The following is a 14,476-nucleotide window of genomic DNA, read 5'->3' on the forward strand; positions in this document are numbered from 1 at the left end:
CAAGGACACACATGGAACAGCGCAAGCTCGGCGCCAGCGGGCCCTCCATCGGCGCCATCGGCCTCGGCTGCATGGGCATGAGCTGGGGGTACGCCGAGGGGCAGCGGAACGACGACACCTCGGTCGGGGTCATCGCCGAGGCCCTCGACCTCGGCGTGACCTTCCTCGACACCTCGGACGTGTACGGGGACGGGCACAACGAGCGGCTGCTCGGCCGGGCCCTCGCCGGGCGCCGCGACGACGTGGTGCTGGCCACCAAGTGCGGTCTTGTGGTGGACGATCTGGCCACCCGCGCCATGCACCGCGACGGCAGCCCCGCGCAGGTGCGGGCGGCGGTCGAGGCGAGCCTCGCCCGCCTGGACACCGATGTGATCGACCTGCTCTATCTGCACCGGGTCGACCCCGAGGTGCCGCTCGCCGACACGTGGGGCGCCATGGCCGACCTCGTCGCCGCGGGCACGGTGCGGCGGCTCGGGCTGTCGGAGGTGAGCATCGCGCAGGCCGCCGAGGCACATCGGCAGCACCCGGTCGCCGCCATCCAGTCGGAGCTGTCGCTGTGGACCCGTGGCCCGCTCGGCCGCCCCGGTGACGAGCTGGAGGGGCTGCCCAGCGCGGAGAACCTGGTCGGCTGGTGCGCCGAGAACGACGTCACCTTCGTCCCGTTCTCCCCGCTCGGCCGGGGCTTCCTCAGCGGCGCGTACGTCAGCCCCGACCAGTTCGAGGACAGCGACTTCCGCAAGACCAACGCCCGTTTCCAGGACGACGCGCTGGCGGCCAACGCCCGCATCGTCGAGGTGGTCCGTACGGTCGCCGCCCGGCACGGCGCCACGCCCGCCCAGGTCGCCATCGCCTGGACCCTCGCCCAGGGAGAACACGTCGTGCCGATCCCCGGCACCAAGAACTCCCGCTATCTGAAGGAGAACACCGGCGCCGCCGCGATCCGCCTGAGCGACGCGGACCTGGCCGAGCTGGACGCCGTACCGGACCCGGTGGGGTCCCGCTACTGATCCGCCACATCCCGGTCGCGGGGGCGGCGGCCTCCGCGACCGGGAAACGCTCCGGCAGAAAAGGAACTTCGCGATGACCCCGGCCCAGGCGACCACGGCGCGCGGCGCCGCGTTCTTCGACGTCGACGAGACGCTGATCACGCGCAAGAGCATGCTCTCGTTCCTCCGCGACTACTACCGCTGGCTCGGCCGCCCCGACTCGGCGGCCGACGACGCGGTGTCCTCCCTGCGGGACATCGCGGCGGGCCCCGGTGGCCGGGCGGCGTCCAACCGCGCCTACTACGGGCTGTTCGCGGGCCACCGGGTGGCCGAGGTGGCCGCCGCCGGGCAGCAGTGGTTCGACGACGGGATGACAGCCGGGGGGCTGTTCCATCCCCCGGCGCTGCTGGCCCTGCGGGTGCACAAGGAGCGGGGCGATCTGGTGGTCCTGGTCTCCGGCTCCTTCTCGGCCGTACTGGACCCGATCGCCCGGTACACGGGCGCGCACATCGCGCTCGGCACGGTGCCGGAGGTCTCCGGCGGCAGCTACACCGGCGAGGTCCACGAGGTACGGATCGGGGCGGGGAAGGCCGAGGCGGTGGCCGGGGTGCTGCGGGAGCGGGAACTGCGCGCCGAGGACTGCCACGCGTACGGGGACCACGCCTCCGACCTGGACCTGCTGCGCCAGGTGGGGCACCCCGTCGTGGTGGGGGACGATCCGGTCCTGCTGGAGCACGCCCACCGGGGCAAGTGGCGGCGGCTGCCACCGGCCGTCGACGCTGCCCCGGTGGGCCTCGGCGGTACGTCGGCGGGCTGAGGGGGCGTCGAAACTTTCGCTCGGGCCGAGGGGGCCACACACCGTTGACGCACCGGGTCCCCACTGGACACACTCCGGTGCAACCACAACAGAATGCACCAGACTCCCACAGGATGTGTCATGGGTCCCCGCTCAACCCGCATGCTCCTTGTGCCACTGCTCGCCCTGCTCACGCTGGTGACGAGCATCTTCACCGCTCCGCCCAGCCCCGCGCTGAGCGGAGCGGAGTCCGAAGCACGGTCAAAGCCCGAGTACGCCGGGTATGTCTTTACCTACTTCACCGGTGAGGGCACCGCCGACGGCGAACAGATACGGATGGCGCTCAGCCGTGGCAACGACCCGCTGCACTGGCGGGAGTTGAACGCCGGGAAGCCCGTCCTCACCTCCAGCCTCGGCGAGAAGGGCCTGCGCGACCCCTTCGTCATCCGCTCCCCCAAGGGCGACAAATTCTTTCTGATCGCCACCGATCTGCGGATGTACAAGAACAGCAGCGGCAGCTGGGACCAGGTGCAGCGCACCGGCAGCAAGTCGATCATGGTGTGGGAGTCGAAGGACCTCGTCAACTGGACCGACCAGCGCCTCGTCAAGGTGTCCCCGGACACCGCGGGCAACACCTGGGCGCCCGAGGCGTACTACGACGAGAAGCTCGGTGAGTACGTCGTCTTCTGGGCGTCGAAGCTCTACGCCGAGGACGACCCGAACCACACGGGCTCGACGTACAACAAGATGCTGTACGCGACCACGAAGGACTTCCGCACCTTCAGCGAGCCCAAGGTGTGGAACGACCCCGGCTACTCGGTCATCGACTCCACCGTCATCAAGGACAAGGGCGCCTACTACCGCTTCACCAAGGACGAGCGCGATCCCTCCTCCGGCACGCCCTGCTCGAAATTCATCACGGCGGAGAAGTCCACCTCACTGACGGACACCTCGTACGACTTCGTCTCCGACTGCATCGGCAAGGAGGCGATCGACCGCGGCGAGGGCCCGACCATCTTCAAGTCGAACACCGAGAACAAGTGGTATCTGTTCATCGACGAGTTCGGCGGCCGTGGCTACATCCCCTTCGAGACCACCGACCTCAGCTCGGGCAAGTGGACTCCGTCCACGAACTACCAGCTGCCCGCCAGCCCCCGGCACGGCACGGTGCTGCCCGTGACCCAGGCCGAGTACGACCGGCTGCTGCGCACCTACCCCGCGTCCGAGGCCGCGCCCGCCGATGTCACGGCGAAGGGCCAGAAGGGGTACGCCATCGTCACCGAGGCGAGCCGCAAGGCCGTCCTGCCGATGGACCCGAAGGCCGATCTGCGGCGGCTGGCGCCCCGTTTCGCGCTCCCGGCCGGGGCCACCCTCAGCCCGCCCTCGGGCACCCGGCGGGACTTCCGCAAGCCCCGGACGTACACGCTGACGTCCGCCGACGGCACGACGCGTGACTGGACCGTCGAGGCCGTGCCGATGCGCAGCCCCATCCTGCCCGGACTGAACGCCGACCCGGACATCCAGTACGCCGACGGCCGCTACTGGATCTATCCCACGACGGACGGCTTCCGTGGCTGGGGCGGCACCAAGTTCAAGGCCTACTCCTCGAAGGACCTGGTCCACTGGAAGGACCACGGGGTGATCCTGGACCTCGGCCCGGATGTGAGCTGGGCGGACAAGTACGCGTGGGCGCCCGCGATGGCCGAGCGCGACGGCAAGTACTACTTCTACTTCTGCGCCGAACAGCAGGTCGGTGTCGCGGTGGCCGACTCCCCCGCCGGGCCCTTCAAGGACGCCCTGGGCAAGCCGCTGGTGCCCAAGGGCCAGCTGGAAGGCCAGATGATCGATCCGTCGGTGTTCACCGACGATGACGGCCAGGCCTATCTGTACTGGGGCAACGGCCAGGCGTATGGGGTGCCGCTGAACGACGACATGACGTCGTACGCCCCCGCGAAGATGCGGAAGTTCACCCCGGACAACTTCCGGGAGGGCTCCTTCGTGGTCAAACGCAAGGGCACCTACTACCTGATGTGGTCCGAGGACGACACCGGCAGCGAGAACTACCACGTCGCGTACGCCACCGGCGCGTCGCCGATGGGGCCGTGGACCAAGCGGGGCACGATCCTCTCCAAGCGCCTCGACTACGGGATCAAGGGCCCGGGCCACCACTCCGTGGTCAACGTCCCCGGCACGGACAAGTGGTACATGGCCTACCACCGGTTCGCCGTGGGCGGCCCCGGCACGGCGGGCGGCGACGGTACGCACCGGGAAACCACCCTCGACCGCATGGAGTTCGCGGCCGACGGGACCATCAAGCCGGTGGTGCCGACGCTGGAGTCGATCGACCCGCTGCGCCGCCGCTGACGCTAATTCCCCCACTCCGCCGGGTACGGTGCGTAAGTCACATTGCGCCCGTTTCAGCAGGAGGAGTGGGGATGGCGGAGGTTCGTGGGGAGTTCATCCGTGCGTTGCCCGGCGTCCTGGCGGAGCACGCGAGGCGGGCGGGGGGCAGCACAGCGTTCGAGGACTCCCGGCGGGCGGTGACGTACGCGGCGCTGGAGGAACGTACCGGACGGCTGGCGGGCCACCTGGCGCGGCTCGGTGTGCGGCACGGCGATCGGGTGGCGCTCCCGTTGGGCAACCGTGTGGAGATGGTGGAGAGTTACCTGGCGGTGCTGCGGGCCGGGGCGGTAGGGGTGCCGCTCGATCCACGGGCCACGGACGCGGAGTTGGCGTACTTCCTCGAGGACAGCGGCGCGACCGCGATCATCACCGAGGAGGCGCTGCTGCCGCGCATCGCCCGGCCCGTGGACGGCCCGCCGCGCGTGACGGTCGTAGTGGCGGCCACGGACCGCTTACCCGGCGATGCCCCCACAGGAGCGGCCCTGTTCGAGGCGCTGGCCGGTACGGATCCGGGCGTCCCGCCCCGGGACGACCTCAGTCTGGACGAACCGGCGTGGATCCTCTACACCTCGGGCACCACCGGCGAGCGCAAGGGCGTGGTCTCCAGCCAGCGCGGCGCCCTGTGGTCGGTGGCGGCGGGCTACGTGCCACGGTTCGGCCTCCAGCGGCAGGACCGGTTGCTGTGGCCGCTGCCGCTGCACCACGCCATGGCCCACTCGCTGTGCCTGCTGGGGGTGGTCTCGGTGGGAGCGAGCGCGTACCTCCTCGACCGGGGCGCGAACGTCGCGCGGGCCCTCGCCGAGCGGCCGTTCACCATTCTGGCTGGCGTGCCCGCCACCTTCCACCTGCTGCTGGACACCGTACGCAAGGGGGTACGGCCGCTGCCCGGCCTGCGCCTGTGCGCCACCGGGGGCGCTCCGTGTCCCCCGGCGCTGCGGGCGGAGGCCGAGGAACTGCTGGGCGCGCCGCTGTTCGACGGCTACGGCTCCACCGAGGCCTGCGGGAAGATCACCGTCAATGGGTTCGGCAGGTTCCGCACCGACGACTCCAACGGTCTGCCGCTGCCGGGCGTCGACGTACGGGTGGCCGATCCCACGACCGGGGACGAGGTGGCCGACGGCGGCGAGGGCGAGCTGTGGGTGCGTGGCCCCAATCTGATGCTCGGTTACCACAACCGCCCCGAGGCCACCGCCCGGGCCTTCCACGACGGCTGGTACCGCACCGGGGACCTCGGCCGCCGCCTGCCGCACTCCGGTATCCGGGTCACCGGCCGTCTCAAGGAACTGATCATCCGCGGTGGCCAGAACATCAACCCGCCCGAGGTGGAGGAGGTCCTGCTCGGCTGCCCCGACATCGCCGACGCGGCCGTCGTCGGCAGGCCGCACGATGTACTCGGCGAGGTGCCCATCGCCTTCGTCGTCCCCGTCCCCGGGTCCGGCGGTGTCGACACCGGGCGGGCGCTGGCCGCCTGCCGGGAGCGGCTGTCGGACTTCAAGGTGCCCGACGAGGTGTACGAGACCGGCTCGGTACCCCGCACCTCCTCAGGCAAGATCCTCCGGGCGGGCCTCGTACGACAGCTCTCCGAGCGCCTGGCCACGGCGCGCGAGTCCGCCTCGGCCGCACTGCGGACACGGCTGCTGCCGCTGCCTCCGGGCGGCAGGTACGACGCCGTGCTGCGCCTCGTCCTCGACGCCACGGCCCGCGTGTCCGGCGTCCCCGAACCCGGTCCGGAGCCGGACCGTCCCTTCACCGCGCTCGGGCTCGCCTCCCTCGGCGGCGTACTGCTGCGGGACCAGCTCGGCGCGGCGACCGGTCTCGACCTGCCCGCGACCCTGGTGTTCGAGCGGCCGACACCGGCCGATGTGGCGGACCAGCTGCTCACCGCGCTGTTCGGCGAAGGTACGGCGCACACGGCACACGCGGCGCACACGGCCGGGGCGGCGACGGTCGTAACGCCTCGTACCTCCGCCGAGGAGCGCGAGGACCCGGTGGTCATCGTCTCCATGGCCTGCCGTTACCCCGGGGACGTGAACGCGCCGGAGGACCTGTGGCGGCTGCTCACCAAGGGGACGGACGCGACCTCGGACTTCCCCACCGACCGTGGCTGGGCGACGACGGGGCTCTTCGACCCCGATCCGGACCGGCTGGGCACCTCCGTCACCCGGCGGGGTGGCTTCCTGCGCCGGGCAGCCGAGTTCGACGCCGCCTTCTTCGGGATGTCCCCGCGCGAGGCCCTGGCCACGGACCCGCAACAGCGGTTGCTGCTGGAGACCGGCTGGGAGCTTCTGGAGCGGGCCGGTATCGACCCGGCAGATCTGCGCGGCAGCGACACCGGGGTCTTCGCCGGGGTCATGCACGGTGACTACGGCGGCCGGTTCATCCACCACGGCCCGCACGAACTGGAGGGCCACCTCGCGCTGGGCTCGGCGGGCAGCGTGGCATCCGGCCGCGTCGCCTACACCCTGGGCCTGCGCGGGCCCGCCGTGACCGTGGACACCGCCTGCTCCTCGTCGCTGGTGGCGATGCACTGGGCGGCGCGGGCGCTGCGGTCCGGAGAGTGCTCACTGGCCATGGCCGGAGGCGTCACCGTCATGGCGACTCCCAGCCCGTTCATCGCGTTCAGCAGGCTGCGGGGCCTGGCGCCGGATGGCCGGTGCAAGCCGTTCTCGGCGGCGGCCGATGGCACGGGGTGGGGTGAAGGAGTGGGTCTCGTACTGCTGGAACGGCTCTCCGACGCCCGCCGCAACGGCCATCCCGTACTGGCCGTCCTCCGTGGCTCCGCCGTCAACTCCGACGGTCCGTCCAACGGGCTGACGGCGCCCAGCGGCCCGGCCCAGGAGCGGGTGATCCGGGAGGCCGTGGCGAACGCGGGACTGTCCCCGGCCGACATCGACGGCGTCGAGGCCCACGGCACGGGTACCGCGCTCGGCGATCCCATCGAGGCCCGGGCGCTGATGGCCGCCTACGGCCCCGGCCGGACCGGCGGCCGGGCGCTGTGGCTGGGCGCGCTGAAGTCGAACATCGGGCACAGCCAGGCCGCCGCCGGGGTCGCGGGGGTCATCAAGACCGTCCTGGCCATGCGCCACGGGCGGCTGCCCCGCACCCTGCACACCGGCGAGCCGTCGCCCCAGGTGGACTGGTCGTCGGGCGCCGTACGGCTGCTGACCCGGGAGGAGGAGTGGCATCCGGCGCCCGGCAGCCCACGCCGGGCCGGGGTCTCGGCGTTCGGCATCAGCGGGACCAACGCGCACGTCATCGTGGAGGAGGCCGCCCCGGAAGACGCGGCCCGGGCCACGGGCACACCCGGGCCGCTCCCCGGCGCCCCTGCCCGCGTGCCGTCGTCGCCTCCGCTGCTGCTCTCCGCCGCGAGCCCGCGGGCGCTGCGCGCGCAGGCCGGGCAGATCGCGACGCGATTGCGCTCACACCCCGAAACAGACCTGACCGACGTGGCGTTCTCCCTGGCCACCACGCGCGCCGCGCTCGCGCACCGGGCGGCCCTGCCCACCACGGACCGTGCGGTGCTGCTGACCGCGCTGGACACGCTGGCCACGGACGGGCCCGTCCCGACGCCCGTGTCCGCCGGGCGGCTGGCCCTGATGTTCAGCGGGCAGGGCGCTCAACGACACGGCATGGGAAGGGAGTTGCACGCCGCCTTCCCCGTCTTCGCCCGGGCTTTCGACGCCCTGTGCGAGCGGTTCGACGAAGGCGGCGGTCTGGAGCGTCCCCTGCGCACCGTGCTGTGGGCCGAGCCGGGCACCGGGGACGCCGACCTGCTGGAGCGGACGGATTTCTCGCAGGCGGGCCTGTTCGCCTTCGAGGTGGGGTTGTTCCGGCTGCTGGAGTCCTGGGGTGTGCGGCCCGATTTCCTGGCGGGGCACTCCATCGGTGAACTGACGGCTGCCCACGTCGGCGGCATCCTGTCGGAAGCGGACGCCGTCGAGCTGGTCGCCGCCCGGGGACTGCTGATGCGCCAACTACCCACGGGCGGCACCATGGTGGCCCTGGACGCCTCCGAGGAGGAGGTGGCGGAAGCGCTGGCTGATATCCCGGACAGCGTCGCCATCGCGGCCGTGAACGCTCCTCGATCGGTCGTCATCTCCGGTACGGAGGCGCCCGTTCTCACCGTCGCGGCGCGGTTCGCCGCGCGCGGTCGCCGCACCACGCGGCTGCGGGTCTCCCACGCCTTCCACTCGCCGCTGGTGGAGCCGATGCTCGCCGCGTTCGGCCGGGTCGCCGCCCGGTTGACGTACCAGCCTCCGCGCGTCCCCGTCGTGTCGGCACTCACCGGGCGTCCGGCCGTCGGGGACGACATGCGCTCCGCCACCTACTGGGTACGGCACGCCCGTGAGGCGGTGCGCTTCGGTGACGTCGTGCACCGGCTGGCCCACGACGAGCGGGTGACCGCCTTCGTGGAGATCGGGCCCGGCGCGCAGCTCACCGCGGCGGCCATGGCGGCCCTGGCCGGAACGGGAGAAGACCCGCTGTGCACGGCCACCGTACGGGCCGACGCGCCGGAACCGGCCACGGCTCTGGACGCCGTGGCCCAACTGCATGTGCGCGGGCTGCCGGTGGACTGGCGGCGGGTGTTCGCGGGCAGCGGTGCCCGGCGGGTGGAGCTGCCGGCGTACCCCTTCCAGCGGAAGCGCTACTGGCTGGCCGACACCGCCGGTCCGGCGCCGGGCGCCACCGGTCCGGTGCCCGCGCCGGACGACGGCCATCCGCTGCTGGACCGGATGACCACCGTGCCCGGCACCGAGCGTCTGCTGTGCACCGGCCGACTGTCCGTGGTGGACCAGCCGTGGCTGCTCGATCACGTCGTCGCCGGTCATGTACTGCTGCCCGGTACCGCGTTCGCCGAGCTGGTGCTCCACGCGGGCGACGTGTGCGGAACGGAGGTGCTGCAGGATCTCGCGCTGCTCGCCCCGCTGGTCCTGCCCGTCGCGGGCGATCCGGTGGAGACGCAGGTGATCCTCGGAGAGCCGGACGCGTCCGGCCGCCGCCCGGCCGACGTGCACTCCCGCCCCGTGGACTCCGGTGCGCTCGGCGCCTGGACCCACCACGCGACCGGGCGGCTCGGCCCGGCCACCGGGTCCCGTGAGTTCGCACCCGACGCCACGACGTGGCCGCCCCCGGACGCCGTACCCGTCGACCTCACCGGCGCCTACCGTCGGCTGGCGGACGCCGGTTACGCGTACGGCCCCGCCTTCCAGGGGGTGACGGCCGTGTGGCGGCGGGACGAGGAGCTGTTCGCCGAGGTGGTGTTGGAGGAGCCGGTGGGCGCGGACGCCCGGCGGTACGGTATCCATCCCGCACTGCTGGACGCCGCCCTGCACGCCCGGCTGCTCGCCGCGCCGCCCGAGGGTGGCGGCGCCCGGCTGCCCTTCGCCTGGCGCGGCATGACCCTGTTCGCCGACGGGGCCACGGCCGTACGGGGGCGGATCCGCGCCACCGGCGAGGACACGGTCACCGTCGACCTCGCCGACCGTACGGGCCGACCGGTGCTCCGGATCGACTCGCTCACCACCCGGCCGCTCCGGGAAGCCGGGAACGTGGCGTCCGGAACCCTGTACCGCACCCGGTGGACGGATATCCCGGCCGCAGCCGGACCGGACGTACCCGGACCGGACGTACCCGCGCCGGTCATCGCGGCGCCCGACGACCTGGGCGTGGGCCAGGTCCTTCCCGTCGGCGGCGGGGGCCCGGTCGTCGTCTCCCTCGCCGCCCCCTCCGGGGAGCCTGTCGCGGAGGCACACGCCCTGACCGCCCGCGCCCTGGACCTGCTGCGGACCAGGCTGTCCGCCCCCGGACCCGATCTGGTCGTGGTGACGCGTGACGCCGCCTCACCGTCGCCGGACCTGGCCGCCGCCTCGGTGTGGGGTCTGCTGCGCACCGCCCAGTCGGAGTTTCCTGGCCGCCTCACCGTCGTGGACGTGGACGGGCGGCCGGAGTCGCTGCGCCTGCTGCCCGCCGCCATCGCCACGGGCGAACCCCAGCTCGCCGTCCGGGAAGGCACCGTACGCGTCCCCCGGTTGACCGCCGCCTCATCCCCCACCAGCGTGGCCCCGCTCCACGGCACCGTTCTGATCACCGGCGGCACCGGGGCTCTCGGCGGGCTGCTGGCGCGGCACCTGGCCACCCGTCACCAGGTCGGCCATCTGGTGCTCATCAGCCGCCGTGGCCCGGCGGCACCGGGCGCGCGGCGGCTACGGGCCGCGCTGGAAGAGACGGGAGCGCGGGCGGACGTGATCGCGTGTGACGCCGCCGACCGCGACCGGCTCGCCACCGTGGTGGGGAGGTACGCGCCGGACCTGACCGCGGTCGTCCACGCCGCCGGAGTGCTGGACGACGGCGTACTGGAGGCGCAGACGCCCGAGCGGATCGCGGCCGTGTTCCGTCCCAAGGCGGACGCGGCCTGGCATCTCCACGAGCTGACGCGGGATCTGCCGCTGTCGCACTTCGTGCTGTTCTCCTCGGCGGCCGGACTGCTGGGCAACGCCGGACAGGGCAACTACGCCGCCGCGAACGCCTTCCTGGACGGGCTCGCACTCCACCGCGCGGCTCTCGGCCTGCCCGCGCTCTCCCTCGTCTGGGGCCCCTGGGCGGACACGGAAGGCGACGCGGACAGGGACAGGGACAGGGACAGGGACGGCGGGATGGCGGCCCGCACGGACCGGGCCGGACACGGCCCGGTCCGCCCGGTCTCCGCCGAACAGGGCCTCGCGATGTTCGACACCGCGCTCGGCATGGGCGAAGCGGTGCTGGCTCCACTGCCGCTGTCCCCCGCTCAGGCCACCGGCACCGCCGGGTCGCCCCTCCCGCCGCCACTTCGCGGGCTGATCCGCAGCCCCCGCCCGGCCGCCCGGTCCGTGGCCGACGGCGCGAACACGGCTGGCTGGCGGGACCAGTTGGCCTCGCTGTCCGGGGCCGACCGGGCGTCCGCCCTGCTGGCGCTGGTCCGCGAGGAGGCCGCCCAGGTTCTCGGCCACCCGGACGCGACCGACGTGGACCCCGGCGCCCACTTCGGCGAGCTGGGCTTCGACTCCCTCACCGGTGTCCTGCTGCGCAACCGGCTCAGTACGCTCACCGGTCTGCCGTTGCCCGCGACGGTCACCTTCGACCGGCCCAGCGTCGCGGAGCTGGCCGACCACCTGCTCACGGAGCTGGGCCACGCGCTGCCCGCGCTGCCCGCGCTGCCCGAAGAACCGATGGCCGCCGCACCGGCACCGCACGCGCCACCGGCCCGCCCGCCACAGGCTCTCGCCTCGCTCTACCGGCGGGTGTGCCGGACCGGGGAGGTGGTCCAGGCGATGCACCTGCTGACGACCGCCTCGCTCGCCCTGCCCGTCTTCGACCGTGCCGACCGTGCCCGGCACGCGCTCGCGCCACTGAGGCTGGCCAGCCGTGACGAACGTACCGAACAGGCCGTCCTCGTCTGCTTCCCGGGCTTCTCCCCCAGTCCCGGCGGGCCCTGGTACCGGACGCTGGCCGGTTTCTTCGGCGGCGAGCGGGACGTCCTGGAGATCCAGCACCCCGGCGTCGCCCACGGGGACGCCGTCCCGCGTGACTGGGAGACCCTGGTGGACCTGCACGCCGCCACCGTACGAGAGCAGGTCGGGGACCGCCCGTACGTCGTGCTGGGCTACTCGATGGGCGGTTACCCCGCGCACTCGGTGGCGGCCCGGCTCGCGCCGACCGGCACACCGCCGTCAGGTCTCGTCATCGTGGACACCTACCACGTGACCCCCGACCGCGAGGACGAGCCCTGGCTGCTGGCCATGCCCGCCCGCGTCCCCCTGGAGATGGGAGAGCGGTTCGACATGGCCGTGGACGACATGGCCATGGCCGCGCTCGGGGCCTACACCCGCATGACCCGTGGCTGGCGCCCCGGGCCGACCGGTGTTCCCACCCTGCTGGTCCGCGCCACGGAGCGGTTGCCCGAGACGCGGACCCACGGCGGGCGGGAGGCACACGGCGACGCGTGGCGTACGTCCTGGCTGGAGCCGTACGACACGGTGGACGTGCCCGGTGACCACTGGAGCATGACCGAGACGCATGCGCGGACGACAGCCGAGGCCATCCGCGCATGGCTCACCGCGCTCGGCACCACCCCCCGAAGGGGGCGGCGGAATCAGACCACCGGGGCGGGGTAGGTCGGGTACTCCACGCCGGACACATGCTGGACGACGCGGATGACCTGGCAGGAGTAGCCGAACTCGTTGTCGTACCAGAGGTAGAGGATCGCGTTGTCACCCTCGACCTTGGTGGCACCGGCGTCGATGATCGAGGCGTGGCGCGAGCCGATGAAGTCGCTCGACACCGCGTCCGGGGCGCTGATGAAGTCGATCTGACGCTTGAGCGGCGAGGTCAGCGACACATCACGGAGGTGGTCGAGGACCTCCTCGCGGGTGGTCTCGCGCGCGAGCTGGAGGTTGAGGATCGCGATCGAGACGTTCGGCACCGGGACCCGGATGGAGCTGCCGGTGATCTTCGCCTTGAGGTCGGGCAGCGCCTTGGCGACGGCGGAGGCGGCACCGGTCTCGGTGATGACCATGTTGAGCGGCGCCGACCGGCCACGGCGGTCCGAGTTGTGGTAGTTGTCCAGCAGGTTCTGGTCGTTGGTGAACGAGTGGACGGTCTCCACGTGGCCGCGCTCGACGCCGTACTCGTCCGCCATCGCCTTCAGCGGCGGGACGATGGCGTTGGTGGTGCAGGACGCGCAGGACAGGATCTGCTCGTCCGGCTTGATGGTGCTGTGGTTGACGCCATGGACGATGTTGGGGACGTCGCCCTTGCCCGGCGCGGTCAGGACGACCTTGGCGATGCCGGGGCGCAGGTGCTTCGACAGGCCCGCGCGGTCGCGCCACTTGCCGGTGTTGTCGATGAGGATGGCGTCCTTGATGCCATGCTCCGTGTAGTCCACCGACGTCGGGTCGTCGGAGTAGATCACCTTGATCTCGTTGCCATTGGCGACGATCCGGCTGTTCTCCTCGTCGACCGTGATGGTGCCCTGGAACTGGCCGTGGATGGAGTCACGGCGCAGCAGCGAGGCGCGCTTGACGAGGTCGTCGGCGGACTGGCCGCCGCCTCCTCGGACGACGATGGCGCGCAGCCGCAGACCGTTGCCGGACCCGGCCTTCTCGATGAGCAGACGGGCCACGAGCCGCCCGATGCGGCCGAAGCCGTAGAGGACGACATCGCGTCCCTCGCGGCGCTCGATCTTGTTGGCACCGGTGGCACCGGCCACCGCCTCGGCGGTGAACTCCTCCACCGACAGACCCCGGTCGTCGGTCTTGTACGTGGCGGCGAGCATGCCGATGTCGATCTGGGACGGGCCGAGATCGAGGGTGGTGAGGGCCTGCAGGAACGGCAGCGTCTCGGTGACCGAGAGTTCGTCACCGGCGATCTGCCGGGCGAACCGGTGGGTCTTGAGGATGCTGACCACCGACTTGTTCACCAGGGAGCGGCTGTGAAGCAGGACGTTGACGTCTCGCTCCCGGTGCAGCTTCCCGATGATCGGGATCATCGACTCCGCGATCTCCTCGCGGGTGTTCCAGTTGGTGAACGAGTCCTCGTTGACAGTCACAAGTTCATCTTTCGAGCTAGGCGGTGCTCATATGGTAACCCGCCTGCACCTTTGATCAGCCACGAGGTTCGGCCTCGAGGTGTCGCCGGGCCACCGGGCTCGCGGCGACACCTCCTGGCGGGTCCGGCTTCAGGGGATGTCTAGCCGTGCTCGGCGGGCATGCCCGCACACGTCCGACAGGGACAGTGCGGACAGCCCACGGAGTGCAGGAAGCGCGGCGGACCGGCCGTGGACCCGCAGATCAGGCAGGTCAGCTCGCCGTCGTCGGCCACCACCTCCTCGTACGCCACCGGGATCATCCGGTCGTCCGCGCCGATCCGCTTGTGCGGCGCGCCGACGGCGAGGATCACATGGTCGGTGATCGCGCCGACCGCGTGCGGGATGCCGCCTTCGATCAGGAGGGTCTGTCCGGCGTGGGTCTCGTAGATGCGGCCGCCGTAGGTCATGGTGCCGATTCCGGCCACGATGGTGAGGATGTGGTGGCCGGGGTGGGTGTGCGGGACGAATCCGGCGCCCGCGGGCAGCCGGATCAGATCGGCGCCGATGTCGTCGTTGGTCACCAGTTCGCGCCCGCTGGCCGACGATGTGCCGTGCACCTCGACCGGCAGCGCGGCGTGTTCCACGTGCAGCCCGGTGTGCTCGGGGCTCAGCGTCTTCTTCGCCCACGTGGCGATCTTCAGCGCGGGCTCGGTGTCCTGGTTGCGCATG

6 protein-coding genes are annotated in these 14,476 nt (G+C 72.2%); 4 read left to right on the forward strand and 2 right to left on the reverse strand.

Features of this window, described 5'->3' with window-relative positions; translation table 11 throughout:
- Positions 1 to 11 precede the first annotated feature (11 nt).
- The 4 genes from ACFV9T_RS35685 (at position 12) to ACFV9T_RS35700 (ending at position 12,335) form a co-directional block, all read left to right on the forward strand.
- Positions 12 to 1,007, forward strand: coding sequence for an aldo/keto reductase (locus tag ACFV9T_RS35685; RefSeq protein WP_385446675.1), 996 nt, complete (start codon positions 12 to 14; stop codon positions 1,005 to 1,007).
- A 73-nt stretch (positions 1,008 to 1,080) separates the two neighbouring features.
- Positions 1,081 to 1,803, forward strand: coding sequence for an HAD family hydrolase (locus ACFV9T_RS35690; RefSeq protein WP_385446676.1), 723 nt, complete (start codon positions 1,081 to 1,083; stop codon positions 1,801 to 1,803).
- 120 nt (positions 1,804 to 1,923) lie between these two features.
- Entirely contained in the window at positions 1,924 to 4,146 is a 2,223-nt protein-coding gene (locus ACFV9T_RS35695; RefSeq protein WP_385446677.1) for a family 43 glycosylhydrolase, read from the forward strand.
- Positions 4,147 to 4,217: 71 nt separating this feature from the next.
- Positions 4,218 to 12,335 carry an SDR family NAD(P)-dependent oxidoreductase gene (locus ACFV9T_RS35700; RefSeq protein ID WP_385446678.1) on the forward strand — a complete coding sequence of 2,706 codons (8,118 nt, stop codon included), beginning with the start codon at positions 4,218 to 4,220 and terminating at the stop codon, positions 12,333 to 12,335.
- Here the strand turns inward: ACFV9T_RS35700 and ACFV9T_RS35705 are convergent.
- Both ACFV9T_RS35705 and ACFV9T_RS35710 read right to left on the reverse strand, forming a co-directional pair.
- Positions 12,314 to 13,768, reverse strand: a complete 1,455-nt coding sequence (locus tag ACFV9T_RS35705) for a glyceraldehyde-3-phosphate dehydrogenase (protein WP_385446679.1) — start codon at positions 13,766 to 13,768, stop codon at positions 12,314 to 12,316. The two genes, ACFV9T_RS35700 and ACFV9T_RS35705, sit on opposite strands and share 22 nt — an antisense overlap.
- 140 nt (positions 13,769 to 13,908) lie before the next feature.
- A complete protein-coding gene (locus tag ACFV9T_RS35710) occupies positions 13,909 to 14,475 on the reverse strand; it encodes a cupin domain-containing protein (RefSeq protein WP_385446680.1) in 567 nt (188 codons plus the stop codon).
- Position 14,476: the final 1 nt, after the last annotated feature.

The organism is Streptomyces sp. NPDC059850 (assembly GCF_042731515.1).
GTDB lineage: Bacteria > Actinomycetota > Actinomycetes > Streptomycetales > Streptomycetaceae > Streptomyces.

What these genes read in the sequence shown, in the direction of transcription:
- ACFV9T_RS35685 (WP_385446675.1), top strand. Translation starts at nt 12, where the DNA reads ATGGAACAGCGCAAGCTCGGCGCCAGCGGGCCCTCCATCGGCGCCATC.
- ACFV9T_RS35690 (WP_385446676.1), top strand. Translation starts at nt 1,081, where the DNA reads ATGACCCCGGCCCAGGCGACCACGGCGCGCGGCGCCGCGTTCTTCGAC.
- ACFV9T_RS35695 (WP_385446677.1), top strand. Translation starts at nt 1,924, where the DNA reads ATGGGTCCCCGCTCAACCCGCATGCTCCTTGTGCCACTGCTCGCCCTG.
- ACFV9T_RS35700 (WP_385446678.1), top strand. Translation starts at nt 4,218, where the DNA reads ATGGCGGAGGTTCGTGGGGAGTTCATCCGTGCGTTGCCCGGCGTCCTG.
- ACFV9T_RS35710 (WP_385446680.1), bottom strand. Translation starts at nt 14,475, where the DNA reads ATGCGCAACCAGGACACCGAGCCCGCGCTGAAGATCGCCACGTGGGCG.